Origin of the sequence: Streptomyces sp. NPDC006997, assembly GCF_040635175.1 — a bacterium.
GTDB lineage: Bacteria > Actinomycetota > Actinomycetes > Streptomycetales > Streptomycetaceae > Streptomyces.
The window spans coordinates 62981-76939 of sequence record NZ_JBEYHH010000006.1 but is presented as its reverse complement, the minus strand read 5'-3'; the positions used below and the strand labels follow the sequence as shown (position 1 = coordinate 76939).

At 69.6% G+C, this 13959-nt stretch carries 16 protein-coding genes; 15 read left to right on the top strand and 1 reads right to left on the bottom strand.

Features of this window, described 5'->3' with window-relative positions:
• The first annotated feature begins 8 nt into the window (after nt 1-8).
• From prmC to ABZ659_RS07740, 15 genes are all read left to right on the top strand, one after another.
• The gene (prmC, locus tag ABZ659_RS07810) at nt 9-854 is read left to right on the top strand and encodes a peptide chain release factor N(5)-glutamine methyltransferase (protein ID WP_360214635.1); all 846 of its coding nucleotides are present in this window, start codon (nt 9-11) and stop codon (nt 852-854) included.
• A gap of 60 nt (nt 855-914) precedes the next feature.
• A complete protein-coding gene (locus ABZ659_RS07805) occupies nt 915-1562 on the top strand; it encodes an L-threonylcarbamoyladenylate synthase (RefSeq protein ID WP_360214633.1) in 648 nt (215 codons plus the stop codon).
• Entirely contained in the window at nt 1559-2239 is a 681-nt protein-coding gene (locus ABZ659_RS07800) for a protein-tyrosine-phosphatase (protein WP_360214631.1), read from the top strand. Before ABZ659_RS07805 ends, ABZ659_RS07800 begins: the two co-directional genes overlap by 4 nt.
• A gap of 71 nt (nt 2240-2310) precedes the next feature.
• Nucleotides 2311-3582 carry a serine hydroxymethyltransferase gene (glyA, locus tag ABZ659_RS07795; RefSeq protein WP_360214629.1) on the top strand — a complete coding sequence of 424 codons (1272 nt, stop codon included), beginning with the start codon at nt 2311-2313 and terminating at the stop codon, nt 3580-3582.
• 159 nt (nt 3583-3741) lie between these two features.
• Entirely contained in the window at nt 3742-5049 is a 1308-nt protein-coding gene (locus ABZ659_RS07790; RefSeq protein WP_360214627.1) for an MraY family glycosyltransferase, read from the top strand.
• A gap of 299 nt (nt 5050-5348) precedes the next feature.
• Nucleotides 5349-5762, top strand: coding sequence for a hypothetical protein (locus ABZ659_RS07785; RefSeq protein WP_360214625.1), 414 nt, complete (start codon nt 5349-5351; stop codon nt 5760-5762).
• A 210-nt stretch (nt 5763-5972) separates the two neighbouring features.
• The gene (atpB, locus tag ABZ659_RS07780; protein WP_360214623.1) at nt 5973-6812 is read left to right on the top strand and encodes a F0F1 ATP synthase subunit A; all 840 of its coding nucleotides are present in this window, start codon (nt 5973-5975) and stop codon (nt 6810-6812) included.
• Nucleotides 6813-6884: 72 nt separating this feature from the next.
• A complete protein-coding gene (gene atpE, locus ABZ659_RS07775) occupies nt 6885-7109 on the top strand; it encodes an ATP synthase F0 subunit C (RefSeq protein WP_360214621.1) in 225 nt (74 codons plus the stop codon).
• Between the two features lie 42 nt (nt 7110-7151).
• Nucleotides 7152-7703 carry a F0F1 ATP synthase subunit B gene (locus ABZ659_RS07770; RefSeq protein WP_360214619.1) on the top strand — a complete coding sequence of 184 codons (552 nt, stop codon included), beginning with the start codon at nt 7152-7154 and terminating at the stop codon, nt 7701-7703.
• A complete protein-coding gene (locus ABZ659_RS07765; RefSeq protein ID WP_360214617.1) occupies nt 7700-8515 on the top strand; it encodes a F0F1 ATP synthase subunit delta in 816 nt (271 codons plus the stop codon). Before ABZ659_RS07770 ends, ABZ659_RS07765 begins: the two co-directional genes overlap by 4 nt.
• A 135-nt stretch (nt 8516-8650) precedes the next feature.
• Nucleotides 8651-10240, top strand: a complete 1590-nt coding sequence (gene atpA / locus ABZ659_RS07760) for a F0F1 ATP synthase subunit alpha (RefSeq protein WP_360214615.1) — start codon at nt 8651-8653, stop codon at nt 10238-10240.
• Nucleotides 10241-10261: 21 nt separating this feature from the next.
• Nucleotides 10262-11179: a F0F1 ATP synthase subunit gamma gene (locus ABZ659_RS07755; protein WP_360214613.1), complete on the top strand. Its 918-nt coding sequence runs from the start codon at nt 10262-10264 to the stop codon at nt 11177-11179.
• Nucleotides 11179-12627, top strand: a complete 1449-nt coding sequence (gene atpD / locus ABZ659_RS07750; protein ID WP_360214611.1) for a F0F1 ATP synthase subunit beta — start codon at nt 11179-11181, stop codon at nt 12625-12627. The genes ABZ659_RS07755 and atpD overlap by 1 nt, the downstream gene beginning before the upstream one ends.
• Nucleotides 12628-12739: 112 nt before the next feature.
• A complete protein-coding gene (locus tag ABZ659_RS07745; protein ID WP_360214609.1) occupies nt 12740-13114 on the top strand; it encodes a F0F1 ATP synthase subunit epsilon in 375 nt (124 codons plus the stop codon).
• Between the two features lie 128 nt (nt 13115-13242).
• Complete coding sequence (locus ABZ659_RS07740) at nt 13243-13686, top strand: DUF2550 domain-containing protein (RefSeq protein WP_360214607.1); 444 nt, start codon at nt 13243-13245, stop codon at nt 13684-13686.
• 9 nt (nt 13687-13695) lie between these two features.
• Here ABZ659_RS07740 and ABZ659_RS07735 read toward each other — a convergent pair whose 3' ends face one another.
• Entirely contained in the window at nt 13696-13887 is a 192-nt protein-coding gene (locus tag ABZ659_RS07735; protein ID WP_360214605.1) for a hypothetical protein, read from the bottom strand.
• Nucleotides 13888-13959 lie beyond the last annotated feature (72 nt).

Genomic DNA, 13959 nt, shown 5'->3' with positions numbered 1-13959 from the left:
GGACCAGCGTGAACCTGCTGCTCGCGGAGGTGGCGCAGGCCACCCAGCGGCTGGCCGACGCCGGCGTGCCCTCGCCGCGCACCGACGCGGAGGAGCTCGCCGCGTTCGTCCACGGCGTCAAGCGCGGCGAGCTGCACACCGTCCGGGACGCGGACTTCGACGCCCGGTACTGGGAGGTCGTCGCCCGCCGTGAGGCCCGGGAGCCGCTCCAGCACATCACCGGCCGCGCCTACTTCCGCTACCTGGAACTCCAGGTCGGCCCCGGGGTGTTCGTGCCCCGCCCGGAGACGGAGTCCGTGGTCGGCTGGGCGATAGACGCCGTCCGGGCGATGGACGTCGTCGAGCCGTGCATCGTCGACCTGTGCACCGGCTCCGGCGCCATCGCCCTCGCCCTGGCCCAGGAGGTGCCGCGCTCGCGCGTGCACGCCGTGGAGCTGTCGGAGGAGGCGCTGCCGTGGACCCGCAAGAACATGGAGGGCTCCCGGGTCGACCTGCGCCACGGTGACGCCCTGACCGCGTTCCCGGACCTCGACGGCCAGGTGGACCTGGTCATCTCCAACCCGCCGTACATCCCGCTGACCGAGTGGGAGTACGTCGCTCCCGAAGCGCGTGACCACGATCCCGAGCTGGCGTTGTTCTCCGGCGAGGACGGCCTCGACCTGATCCGCGGCCTGGAGCGCACCGCGCACCGGCTGCTGCGTCCCGGGGGGCTCGTCGTCGTCGAGCACGCCGACACCCAGGGCGGCCAGGTGCCGTGGATCTTCGCCGAGGACCGCGGCTGGACCGACGCCGCCGACCACCCCGACCTGAACAACCGGCCGCGCTTCGCCACCGCCCGCAAGGCGCTGCCGTGACCGCCCCGAACCACTTCATCCCGCAGCACGTGTACTTCGTGTACGAGGAGGCCCGCTGATATGGCACGGCGATACGACACCAACGACGCGACCGACCGGGTGACGGGTCTGCGTGAGGCCGCGTCCGCCGTCCGCCGTGGCGAGCTGGTGGTCCTCCCGACGGACACCGTGTACGGCATCGGCGCCGACGCCTTCTCCTCGGAGGGCGTCGCCGACCTGCTCGCCGCCAAGGGCCGGGGCCGCACCATGCCCACGCCCGTCCTCATCGGCTCCCCGAACACCCTGCACGGGCTGGTCACCGACTTCTCCGAGCTGGCCTGGGAACTGGTCGACGCGTTCTGGCCGGGCGCGCTGACCCTGGTCGCCAGGCACCAGCCGTCCCTGCAGTGGGACCTCGGCGACACCCGCGGCACGGTCGCCGTACGGATGCCGCTGCACCCGGTCGCCATCGAGCTGCTCACCGACGTCGGCCCGATGGCCGTCTCCTCCGCCAACCTGACCGGGCACCCGGCGCCGGAGGACTGCGACGCCGCGCAGCGGATGCTCGGCGACTCCGTCTCCGTCTACCTCGACGGCGGTCCGACGCCCGGCATCGTGCCGTCCTCCATCGTCGACGTCACCGGCCAGGTGCCGGTGCTGCTGCGGGAGGGCGCGCTGTCGCCGGAGGAGTTGCGGAAGGTCGTACCCGACCTCGAGGTGGCCAATTGACCGCCCCCGGGTCGGGGCGTGGCATAGGCAACCGGGAGAGCGCGGCGGAGATCACGACGACGTTCGTGGGGCTGCCGCGCGACACCTTCCGCATCCTCCACGTCAGCACCGGAAACGTCTGCCGCTCGCCCATCACCGAGCGGCTGACCCGGCATTTCGTCAAGGAGCGGCTGGGCATCCTGGGCGGCGGGCTGGTCGTGGAGAGCGCGGGCACCTGGGGCCACGAGGGCGCCCCCATGGAGGCCAACGCCGAGACGGTGCTGGCCGACTTCGGCGCGGACGCCTCCGGGTTCACCGGGCGGGAGCTGCTCGACGAGCACGTCATCCGGGCCGACCTGGTGCTGACGGCCACGCGTGACCACCGGGCGCAGGTGATCTCGATGGGGCACTCGGCGGGCCTGCGGACGTTCACGCTGAAGGAGTTCACGCGGCTGGTGAAGGCCATCGACCCGGCGACGCTGCCGCCGCTCGACGACGGGGTGGTGACCCGCGCCCGCGCCCTGGTCCGCGCGGCGGCGGCACTCCGCGGCTGGCTGCTGGCGCCCACCGCCGAGGCGGACGAGGTGTACGACCCGTACGGGGCGCCGCTGCCGTTCTTCCGGTCCATCGGGGACGAGATACACGAGGCGCTGGATCCCGTGGTGACGGCGCTGACGGGGGTCCCCGCCCGGGCGTGACCAACGGGCGGCGGCCCCGCCAGGGGCCTACATTTGGGGCATACGTCCACGCTGACGCCCGGGAGCCCACCATGTCGGTCACCCCCGCCCCCACGGCCGATGTCGCCGAGGTGCTGCGGCGCCAGGATCCGCAGGTCGCGGAGATCCTGCTCGGGGAGCTGGCCCGGCAGTCGGACACACTGCAGCTGAGCGCCGCGGAGAACTTCACGTCCCCGGCCGTGCTGGCGGCGCTGGGATCGGCGCTCGCGAACAAGTACGCGGAGGGGTATCCGGGGGCCCGGCACCACGGCGGCTGCGAGGTCGTCGACGTCGCCGAGCGGCTGGCGGTGGACCGGGCGAAGGCACTGTTCGGCGCCGAGCACGCCAACGTGCAGTCGCACTCGGGCTCCTCGGCGGTACTGGCCGCGTACGCCGCGCTGCTGCGCCCCGGTGACACCGTCCTCGCACTGGGACTGCCGTACGGCGGGCACCTCACCCACGGGTCGCCCGCGAACTTCTCCGGACGCTGGTTCGACTTCGTCGGCTACGGCGTCGACGCCGAGACCGGGCTCATCGACCGCGACCAGGTGCGGACGCTGGCGCGGGCCCGGCGCCCCAAGGCGATCGTGTGCGGTTCCATCGCCTACCCACGCCACCTCGACTACGCCTTCTTCCGCGAGGTCGCCGACGAGGTCGGCGCCTGTCTGATCGCGGACGCCGCCCATCCCATCGGGCTCGTCGCCGGGGGAGCGGCGCCCAGTCCGGTGCCGTACGCGGACATCGTCTGCGCCACCACGCACAAGGTGCTGCGCGGGCCGCGCGGCGGGATGGTCCTGTGCGGCGGCGAGCTGGCCGAGCGGGTGGACCGGGCCGTGTTCCCGTTCACCCAGGGCGGCGCGCAGATGCACACCATCGCCGCGAAGGCCGTCGCGTTCGGCGAGGCCGCGACGGCGGACTTCGCGGCGTACGCGCACCAGGTCGTGGCCAACGCCCGGGTGCTGGCGGCGGGGCTGGCCGCCGAGGGGCTCGTCGTCACCACCGGCGGCACGGACACCCACCTGATCACCGCCGACCCGGCGCCGCTCGGCGTCGACGGCCGCACCGCCCGGGGGCTGCTCGCCGCGGCCGGCCTGGTGCTGGAGTGCTGCGCCCTGCCGCACGGCGACGCGCGGGGGCTGCGGCTGGGGACGGCGGCGGTGACCACGCAGGGGATGCGGGAGGGCGAGATGGGGCGGATCGCCGCGCTGCTGGCGGCGGTGGTGCGGGGGGAGGTGGACGGGGCGCGGGCCAGGGGAGAGGTGCGGGAGCTGACGCTGGGGTTCCCGCCGTATCCGGCGGCCCCTCCGGCGTCGTATCCCTCCTGAGCGGGGGTAGACGCCCCCTGGCCGGCCCCCGCGGCACCGCTCGCACGGCGGGTCGTGCAACCATCGTCGCTACCCGGAAGTCCCTACGTATATGCGTCACGTACGAGTCCGTCGCTAGGGTGTGGGCTGAGATGGCCAGCGAGACCTGTGGGGAAGCCCGTGCGTGAATACCTGCTGACGCTCTGCGTCACGGCCGCGGTGACGTATCTGCTGACCGGGCCGGTACGCAAGTTCGCGATCGTGGCGGGGGCGATGCCGGAGATCCGGGCCCGGGACGTGCACCGGGAACCGACTCCGCGCCTCGGCGGGATCGCCATGTTCTTCGGGCTGTGCGCGGGGCTGCTGGTCGCCTCCCACCTCACCAACCTCAACGAGGTCTTCGAGAAGTCGAACGAACCCCGGGCGCTGCTCTCCGGGGCGGCGCTGATCTGGCTGATCGGGGTGCTGGACGACAAGTTCGAGATCGACGCCCTGATCAAGCTGGGCGGGCAGATGATCGCGGCCGGTGTGATGGTGGTCCAGGGTCTGACGATCCTGTGGCTGCCGGTGCCGGGTGTGGGGACGGTCGCGCTGACCCAGTGGCAGGGCACGCTGCTCACGGTCGCGCTGGTGGTGATCACCATCAACGCGGTGAACTTCGTCGACGGCCTGGACGGCCTCGCGGCGGGCATGGTGTGCATCGCCGCGTGCGCGTTCTTCCTGTACGCCTACCGGATCTGGTACGGCTACAACATCGAGGCCGCCGCCCCGGCGACGCTGTTCGCGGTGATCCTGATGGGCATGTGCCTGGGCTTCCTGCCGCACAACATGCACCCGGCGCGGATCTTCATGGGCGACTCCGGGTCGATGCTGATCGGGCTGGTGCTGGCCGCGGGCGCGATCTCGGTGACGGGGCAGATCGATCCCGACGTGATGAAGCTGTTCTCCGGCTCCGAGCGCAACGCCGTGCACCAGATGGTGCCGGTCTACATCCCGCTGGTGATGCCGCTGACCATCATCGCGATCCCGGCGGCCGACCTGGTGCTGGCGATCGTCCGGCGCACCTGGCGCGGTCAGTCGCCGTTCGCCGCGGACCGGGGGCACCTGCACCACCGGCTGCTGGAGATCGGGCACTCGCACAGCAGGGCGGTGCTGATCATGTACTTCTGGTCGGCGCTGATCGCCTTCGGGGCGCTGGCCTACTCGGTGAACTCGGCGTCGATGTGGATCGTGCTGGGCGTGGTCTTCCTCAGCGCGGTCGGGCTGATGCTGCTCCTGCTGCCGCGCTTCACCCCGCGCGCCCCGCGCTGGGCGGAGCGGTTCGTGCCGCCGCGCTACCGGCGCCGCGGTGCCCGGCCGGTGGCGGCGGAGGCGGAGTCGGAAGCCGGGGACGCCGAGCCGGTGGCCGCGCGGGAGGAGCCGCGGGAGCCGGTGGCGGCCGGGGTGTCACGGGTCAACGGCGCGACCGCCGTGGGGCACCGAAGGTAAGAATCTGACTAAGGCATTGCCAACCCGTGGGGCTGTGATGGGGGAGCGAAGCATCCCAATACCAGACAAGTCGGCTCGGTTCTCGCTCAGGCGCGCACTTTCACTCTCATGTGTGACGGTGGGCACACGCTCAGGTAAAGACCTCATCAAATAGTTTGTGATACCGTTCACGAGAACCCCCGGATAGAGCCGAAGGACCCTGGTGCGAGGGTCCATTGGTGTGAGGTTCGCTCTCAGCCCGGGACTACGCTCGTCCATGACGACACCCTGCCCCCTTTTGTGAAAGCGGAGTTGCCGCCATGCCCTCCAGTGACGCCCGGATCCTCGCTCAGGCCGCTGTGCCCACAGCTGCCGTCGGCGCGGTCGCCGCCGTGGTCAGCGGAGTGGTCGCGGGTGGCAAGGGGGCGGTCGGTGCGATCGTCGCGACCGTGATCGTGACCCTGTTCATGGGAATCGGTCTCTATGTTCTCCAGCGCACCGCCACATCGCTTCCGCACCTTTTCCAGGCAATGGGCCTGATGCTCTACGCGGCGCAGATTCTGCTGTTGTTCGTCTTCGTCGCCGTGTTCAAGAACACCACGCTCTTCAACCCCCGGGCTTTCGCGCTCACTCTGGTCGCCACCACCCTCGCGTGGATCGCCGCGCAGACACGGGCGCACATGAAGTCCAAGATCCTCTACGTCGAGCCCGACAAGTCGGGGCACTCGTCGTGAGGGGTAGGGCCGGGATAAAGGCGCATGAGAGATCCTGCTATCGTCCGGTGCCAACTGCGGCATCGCGGGCGCGGGCATCCGAGCTGACGCCTGCTCAATCGCGAGGCGAGATGCCCCACAGCCGCCCCCACATCCGTAACACCAGTCCCGTGCCGAACCGCGGCCCCGCGCCGCGCCGACACAACGAGGTTGCCGTTTCCATGCGCCACGATGAAGGAGCCCGCGGTGAGTGCTGACCCGACGCAGGTGCTCGCCTTCGAGACCGACTGCCACCTCTTCGACGGGTGCGGCTTCCCGGCTCCTGGCCTGCACTCTTTCCTCTTCGAGCCGCTCCTGGGAGACGCCGACGGCAACGGCTTCTACTTCAACAAGCCGATGCTGCTCGCGCTGCTCGGCTCGATCATCGTGGTCGGCTTCTTCTGGGCCGCGTTCGCCCGGCCGAAGATCGTCCCGGGCAAGCTCCAGATGGTCGCCGAGGCCGGCTACGACTTCGTACGCCGCGGCATCGTCTACGAGACGATCGGCAAGAAGGAAGGCGAGAAGTACGTACCGCTCGCCGTCTCCCTGTTCTTCTTCATCTGGATGATGAACCTCTGGTCGATCGTCCCGGTCGCCGCCTTCCCGGTGACGTCGATCATCGCGTACCCGATGGTGCTGGCGCTGATCGTCTACGTCACCTGGGTCTCGCTGACCTTCAAGCGGCACGGTTTCGTCGGCTTCTTCAAGAACGTGACGGGCTACGACAAGTCGCTCGGCCCGGTGCTGCCGCTCTCGATGACCATCGAGTTCTTCTCCAACCTGCTGGTCCGCCCGTTCACGCACGCCGTCCGGCTCTTCGCGAACATGTTCGCCGGCCACACGCTGCTGCTGCTCTTCACGATCGCCAGCTGGTACATGCTGAACGGCATCGGCGTCGCGTACTCCGGTGTCTCGTTCGTGATGGTCATCATCATGACCACCTTCGAGCTCTTCATCCAGGCTGTCCAGGCGTACGTCTTCGTGCTTCTGACCTGCAGCTACATCCAGGGTGCGCTCGCCGAACACCACTGAGCACCCGCACCGCTCCCGCAATCGTCCGGTGGCCAACCCCCACCGGTCCGTAAAGAGAAGGAAGAACTGGCCATGTCCCAGATGCTCGCTGCTGTCGACGGCAATCTCGGCTCCATCGGTTACGGTCTCGCGGCCATCGGCCCGGGCGTCGGTATCGGCATCATCTTCGGTAACGGCACCCAGGCCCTCGCCCGTCAGCCCGAGGCCGCCGGCCTGATCCGTGCCAACCAGATCCTGGGCTTCGCCTTCTGTGAGGCGCTCGCCCTGATCGGTCTCGTCATGCCGTTCGTCTACTAAGACGAGCCCTGACGACCGACCCTTTCGACGAAAGGCACTGATGTGACATCCGCCCTGGTTTTCCTGGCGGCTGAGGGGGAGAAGGAGAATCCCCTCATTCCGCCGTGGCCGGAAGTTGTCATCGGCCTCATCGCTTTCGTCATCGTCTTCGGCTTCCTCGCCAAGAAGCTCCTCCCGACCATCAACAAGGTCCTGGAAGAGCGTCGCGAGGCCATCGAGGGCGGTATCGAGAAGGCCGAGGCCGCGCAGACCGAGGCCCAGAGCGTCCTTGAGCAGTACAAGGCCCAGCTCGCCGAGGCCCGGCACGAGGCCGCGCGCCTGCGCCAGGAGGCGCAGGAGCAGGGTGCCGCGCTCATCGCGGAGATGCGGGCCGAGGGCCAGCGTCAGCGCGAGGAGATCGTCGCCGCCGGTCACGCCCAGATCGAGGCCGACCGCAAGGCCGCCTCCTCCGCGCTGCGTCAGGACGTCGGCAAGCTCGCCACCGACCTGGCGGGCAAGCTGGTCGGCGAGTCCCTTGAGGACCACGCCCGCCAGAGCCGTGTGATCGACCGCTTCCTCGACGAGCTTGAGGAGAAGGCCGAGGCGTCTCGATGAACGGAGCGAGCCGCGAGGCCCTGGCAGCCGCACGCGAGCGTCTCGACGCGCTGACGGACGCCACGTCCGTGGACGCCGGCGCCCTCGCCGACGAGCTGGCCGCCGTCACCGCGCTGCTCGACCGCGAGGTGTCGCTGCGTCGGGTCCTGACCGACCCGGCGCAGTCCGGAGAGGCCAAGGCCGACCTGGTCCAGCGCCTGCTCGGCGGTCAGATCGGCGGGTCCGCCGCCGACCTGGTGTCCGGCATGGTCCGCGCCCGCTGGTCGCAGTCCCGCGACCTGGTGGACGCGCTGGAGGAGCTGGCGAACACCGCCGACCTCACCGCCGCCCAGCGCACGGGCACGCTCGACGACGTCGAGGACGAGCTGTTCCGGTTCGGCCGGATCGTCGCCTCGAACACCGGGCTGCGCGCCGCGCTGACCGACCGCAAGGCCACCACCGCGGCCAAGGGCGAGCTGCTGCGCAGCCTGCTCGGCGGCCGTGCCGCGCGGACCACGGAGCGTCTGGTGACGCGTCTGGTCACCGCGCCGCGGGGACGTAGCCTGGAAGCGGGACTGGAGTCCCTGTCCAAGCTCGCCGCCGACCGGCGGGACCGCATGGTCGCCGTCGTCACCTCGGCGGTACCGCTGAGCGACGGCCAGAAGCAGCGCCTCGGCGCCGCCCTCGCCAAGCTCTACGGCCGCCAGATGCACCTCAACCTGGAAGTGGACCCGGCGGTCGTCGGGGGCATCCGGGTGCAGGTCGGTGACGAGGTCATCAACGGCTCCCTCGCGGACCGCCTTGAGGACGCCGAGCGCCGACTGGCCGGTTAGCCGACCAGCAACTGAACACGTAGTACGTACCTACGGCCCTGGTTGGGCCGTGCAGAGGATTCACCTCTTAACGGGGGGAGTCCCCATTCCCCCCAAGTGAAACTTCGGGCCCAACAAGGAGAGCAGGGAACCCAGATGGCGGAGCTCACGATCCGGCCGGAGGAGATCCGGGACGCACTGGAGACCTTCGTCCAGTCGTACAAGCCGGACGCGGCCTCGCGCGAGGAGGTCGGTACGGTCACCCTTGCCGGCGACGGCATCGCGAAGGTCGAGGGACTGCCCTCGGCCATGGCCAACGAACTGCTGAAGTTCGAGGACGGCACCCTCGGCCTCGCGCTCAACCTGGAAGAGCGCGAGATCGGCGCCATCGTCCTCGGTGAGTTCAGCGGCATCGAGGAGGGTCAGCCGGTCACGCGCACCGGCGAGGTCCTCTCCGTCGCGGTCGGCGAGGGCTACCTCGGCCGCGTCGTCGACCCGCTCGGCAACCCGATCGACGGCCTCGGCGAGATCGAGACCAGCGCTCGCCGCGCCCTGGAGCTGCAGGCTCCGGGCGTCATGGTCCGCAAGTCGGTGCACGAGCCGATGGAGACCGGCTACAAGGCCGTCGACGCCATGACCCCGATCGGCCGTGGTCAGCGCCAGCTGATCATCGGCGACCGCCAGACCGGCAAGACCGCCCTGGCCGTCGACACGATCATCAACCAGCGTGACAACTGGCGCACCGGCGACCCGAAGAAGCAGGTCCGCTGCATCTACGTCGCCATCGGCCAGAAGGGCTCCACCATCGCGTCGGTCCGCCGCGCGCTGGAGGAGAACGGCGCCCTTGAGTACACGACCATCGTCGCCGCCCCGGCGTCCGACCCGGCCGGCTTCAAGTACCTCGCCCCCTACACCGGCTCGGCCATCGGCCAGCAGTGGATGTACGAGGGCAAGCACGTCCTGATCATCTTCGACGACCTGTCGAAGCAGGCCGACGCCTACCGCGCCGTGTCGCTGCTGCTGCGCCGCCCGCCGGGCCGTGAGGCCTACCCGGGTGACGTCTTCTACCTGCACTCCCGCCTCCTGGAGCGCTGCGCCAAGCTCTCCGACGAGATGGGTGCCGGTTCGATGACCGGTCTGCCGATCGTCGAGACCAAGGCCAACGACGTCTCGGCGTTCATCCCGACCAACGTCATCTCCATCACCGACGGCCAGTGCTTCCTGGAGTCCGACCTGTTCAACGCCGGTCAGCGTCCGGCCCTGAACGTCGGTATCTCGGTCTCCCGCGTCGGTGGCTCCGCCCAGCACAAGGCGATGCGCCAGGTGTCCGGCCGCCTCCGCGTGGACCTCGCCCAGTTCCGTGAGCTGGAGGCGTTCGCCGCCTTCGGCTCCGACCTGGACTCCGCGTCGAAGGCGCAGCTGGAGCGCGGTCAGCGCATGGTCGAGCTGCTGAAGCAGGCGCAGTACGAGCCGATGGCCACCGAGGACCAGGTCGTCTCCATCTGGGCCGGTACCAACGGCAAGATGGACGAGGTGCCCGTCGCCGACGTGCGCCGCTTCGAGAAGGAACTGCTGGAGTACCTGCACCGCAAGGAGCAGGGCCTCATGACCTCCATCAAGGAGGGCGCCAAGATGTCCGACGACACCATCCAGGCCATCGCGGACGCCGTCGCGGAGTTCAAGAAGCAGTTCGAGACCTCGGACGGCAAGCTGCTCGGCGAGGACGCTCCGGCCGCCGCCAAGTGACGTAAGGAAGGGACCTGACTCATGGGAGCCCAGCTCCGGGTCTACAAGCGTCGCATCCGATCCGTCACCGCGACCAAGAAGATCACCAAGGCGATGGAGATGATCGCCGCCTCGCGCGTCGTCAAGGCGCAGCGCAAGGTGGCGGCGTCCACGCCGTACGCGCAGGAACTGACCCGCGCGGTCACGGCGGTCGGCACCGGGTCGAACACCCAGCACCCGCTGACCACCCAGGCCGAGACGGTCACCCGGTCCGCGGTGCTGCTGCTGACCAGCGACCGTGGTCTGGCCGGCGCGTTCAACTCCAACGCCATCAAGGCGGCGGAGCAGCTGACCGCACGGCTGGAGCGCGAGGGCAAGCAGGTCGACACGTACATCGTCGGCCGCCGCGGTGTCGCCCACTACAACTTCCGTGAGCGCAGGATCGCGGAGCAGTGGACGGGCTTCACCGACGAGCCGTCGTACGCGGACGCCAAGAAGGTCGCGGCCCCGCTGATCGAGGCCATCGAGAAGGACACGGCCGACGGCGGCGTCGACGAGCTGCACATCGTCTTCACCGAGTTCGTCTCGATGATGACGCAGACGGCGCTCGACGACCGGCTGCTGCCGCTCAGCCTCGACGAGGTGGCGAAGGAGGCGCGGCCGAAGGGCGAGATCCTTCCGCTGTACGACTTCGAGCCCTCGGCGGAGGACGTGCTCGACGCGCTGCTGCCGCGGTACGTCGAGAGTCGGATCTACAACGCGCTGCTCCAGTCGGCCGCTTCGAAGCACGCCGCCACCCGGCGTGCGATGAAGTCGGCCACCGACAACGCGGGTGAGCTGATCAACACGCTCTCCCGTCTTGCCAACGCGGCCCGCCAGGCCGAAATCACCCAGGAAATCAGCGAGATCGTCGGTGGCGCCAGCGCCCTGGCCGACGCGACCGCGGGGAGTGACAACTAATGACCACCACTGTTGAGCCGACCGCTCCTGCTGGCGTGGCCACTGGCCGCGTCGCGCGGGTCATCGGCCCGGTCGTCGACGTGGAGTTCCCCGTCGACGCGATGCCGGAGATCTACAACGCGCTGCACGTCGAGGTCGCCGACCCGGCGAACGAGGGCGAGAAGAAGACGCTGACCCTGGAGGTCGCCCAGCACCTGGGTGACGGCCTGGTCCGCACCATCTCCATGCAGCCCACCGACGGCCTGGTCCGCCAGGCGCCGGTCACCGACACCGGCACGGGCATCACCGTCCCGGTCGGCGACTTCACCAAGGGCAAGGTGTTCAACACCCTCGGTGAGGTGCTGAACGTCGACGAGTCCTACGAGGGCGAGCGCTGGTCCATCCACCGCAAGGCCCCGAACTTCGACGAGCTCGAGTCGAAGACCGAGATGTTCGAGACCGGCGTCAAGGTCATCGACCTGCTCACCCCGTACGTCAAGGGTGGCAAGATCGGTCTGTTCGGTGGCGCCGGTGTCGGCAAGACGGTGCTCATCCAGGAGATGATCTACCGCGTCGCCAACAACCACGACGGTGTCTCCGTGTTCGCCGGTGTCGGTGAGCGCACCCGTGAGGGCAACGACCTGATCGAGGAGATGTCGGAGTCCGGCGTCATCGACAAGACCGCGCTGGTCTTCGGTCAGATGGACGAGCCCCCGGGCACCCGGCTGCGCGTGGCCCTCGCGGGTCTGACGATGGCGGAGTACTTCCGCGACGTCCAGAAGCAGGACGTGCTGTTCTTCATCGACAACATCTTCCGCTTCACCCAGGCCGGTTCCGAGGTGTCGACCCTGCTCGGCCGGATGCCCTCCGCGGTGGGCTACCAGCCGAACCTGGCCGACGAGATGGGTCTCCTCCAGGAGCGCATCACCTCGACCCGTGGTCACTCGATCACCTCGATGCAGGCGATCTACGTCCCCGCGGACGACCTGACCGACCCGGCCCCGGCCACCACCTTCGCCCACCTCGACGCGACGACGGTGCTCTCCCGTCCGATCTCGGAGAAGGGCATCTACCCGGCCGTGGACCCGCTGGACTCCACGTCCCGGATCCTGGACCCGCGCTACATCGCGCAGGAGCACTACGACGCCGCGATGCGCGTCAAGAACATCCTGCAGAAGTACAAGGACCTCCAGGACATCATCGCGATCCTCGGTATCGACGAGCTGGGCGAGGAGGACAAGCTCGTCGTCCACCGTGCCCGTCGCGTGGAGCGCTTCCTGTCCCAGAACACCCACGTCGCCAAGCAGTTCACCGGCGTGGACGGTTCGGACGTGCCGCTGGACGAGTCGATCGCGGCGTTCAACGCGATCTGCGACGGCGAGTACGACCACTTCCCGGAGCAGGCGTTCTTCATGTGCGGTGGCATCGAGGACCTCAAGGCCAACGCCAAGGAGCTGGGCGTCTCCTGAACTCCCTGAGTTCGACCGAGGGGGCGGGCGCGTCCCGCCCCCTCTTTCACGCCTACTAGACTTGTAACCCACACCCGGCATACCCGCCGGGTGGTGACCCGAGGAGCCACCCTTGGCTGCTGAGCTGCACGTCGAGCTGGTCGCCGCCGACCGGAAGGTCTGGTCCGGCGAGGCCACCCTGGTCGTCGCGCGCACCACGTCCGGCGACATCGGCGTCATGCCCGGTCACCAGCCGCTGCTCGGTGTGCTGGAGTCGGGCCCGGTGACCATCCGTACGAGTGAAGGTGGAACGGTCGTCGCCGCGGTGCACGGCGGTTTCATCTCGTTCGCGGACGACAAGCTGTCGCTGCTGGCCGAGATCGCCGAGCTGTCGGACGAGATCGATGTCCAGCGCGCGGAGCGGGCGCTCGACCGCGCGCAGTCGGAGGCCGACGCCTTCGCGCAGCGCCGGGCCGAGGTCCGTCTGCGGGCGGCGGCGGCGCACTGAACCAGGGCGTCGTCGGCTGACGTCACTCAGCCGCGGTCGGCACCGGAGCGATCCGGAGCCGACCGCGGCTGAGGCAGATATGGAAGTATTTCCGTTCCGTTACCTAGGAGACGAGGAGGTCGGTGTCGATGGTCCTCGCTCTGACCGTGTGCGGATCGGTCGTCGCCCTGGTGGTGCTGGGACTGTTCGTCTTCGGTCTGCGGCGCCGGCTGATCCAGCGTTCGGGCGGCACCTTCGACTGCTCCCTGCGCTGGGAGGCCCCGGAGCAGGACGACACCGGCAAGGGCTGGGCCTACGGCGTGGCCCGCTACAACGGGGACCGCGTGGAGTGGTACCGCGTCTTCTCCTACGCCCCGCGCCCGCGCCGCACCCTGGAGCGGTCCGCCATCGAGGTGGCCGGACGCCGGGTCCCCGCGGGCGAGGAGGAGCTGGCGCTGCTCTCCGACGCGCTGATCCTGACCTGTGTGCACCGCGGTACGCGTCTGGAGCTGGCGATGAGTGAGGACGCGCTGACCGGTTTCCTCGCCTGGCTGGAGGCGGCGCCTCCCGGGCAGCGCGTCAACGTGGCCTGACGGCGTCGGCTACGCGGGGCGGATCTCGCCCTGGTGGGGCGCGGGCGGTGCGCTGCTCTCGATCACCACGGTCCGCGGTTCCTGCGTGGCCATGGTCACGGTGACCGTGGCGGGTGCCGCCGACAGCAGTGCGGCGAGGGCCGCCGCGTAGCCGCCGAGCCAGGCGGTGCGGCGCGCGGACCTGGTGGGCTCGCGTTCCATGGTGCTCCCCCGGTGGAAGTCCCGATCTCCTGCGGTGAATTGAAGTCTTCCCAGGGGCCCGGTGCCGGGCAC

Coding starts and splice junctions, on each gene's coding strand:
- ABZ659_RS07805 (WP_360214633.1), top strand. CDS start 915: ATGGCACGGCGATACGACACCAACGACGCGACCGACCGGGTGACGGGT.
- glyA (WP_360214629.1), top strand. CDS start 2,311: ATGTCGGTCACCCCCGCCCCCACGGCCGATGTCGCCGAGGTGCTGCGG.
- ABZ659_RS07785 (WP_360214625.1), top strand. CDS start 5,349: ATGCCCTCCAGTGACGCCCGGATCCTCGCTCAGGCCGCTGTGCCCACA.
- atpB (WP_360214623.1), top strand. CDS start 5,973: ATGAAGGAGCCCGCGGTGAGTGCTGACCCGACGCAGGTGCTCGCCTTC.
- atpE (WP_360214621.1), top strand. CDS start 6,885: ATGTCCCAGATGCTCGCTGCTGTCGACGGCAATCTCGGCTCCATCGGT.
- ABZ659_RS07765 (WP_360214617.1), top strand. CDS start 7,700: ATGAACGGAGCGAGCCGCGAGGCCCTGGCAGCCGCACGCGAGCGTCTC.
- atpA (WP_360214615.1), top strand. CDS start 8,651: ATGGCGGAGCTCACGATCCGGCCGGAGGAGATCCGGGACGCACTGGAG.
- ABZ659_RS07755 (WP_360214613.1), top strand. CDS start 10,262: ATGGGAGCCCAGCTCCGGGTCTACAAGCGTCGCATCCGATCCGTCACC.
- atpD (WP_360214611.1), top strand. CDS start 11,179: ATGACCACCACTGTTGAGCCGACCGCTCCTGCTGGCGTGGCCACTGGC.
- ABZ659_RS07740 (WP_360214607.1), top strand. CDS start 13,243: ATGGTCCTCGCTCTGACCGTGTGCGGATCGGTCGTCGCCCTGGTGGTG.
- ABZ659_RS07735 (WP_360214605.1), bottom strand. CDS start 13,887: ATGGAACGCGAGCCCACCAGGTCCGCGCGCCGCACCGCCTGGCTCGGC.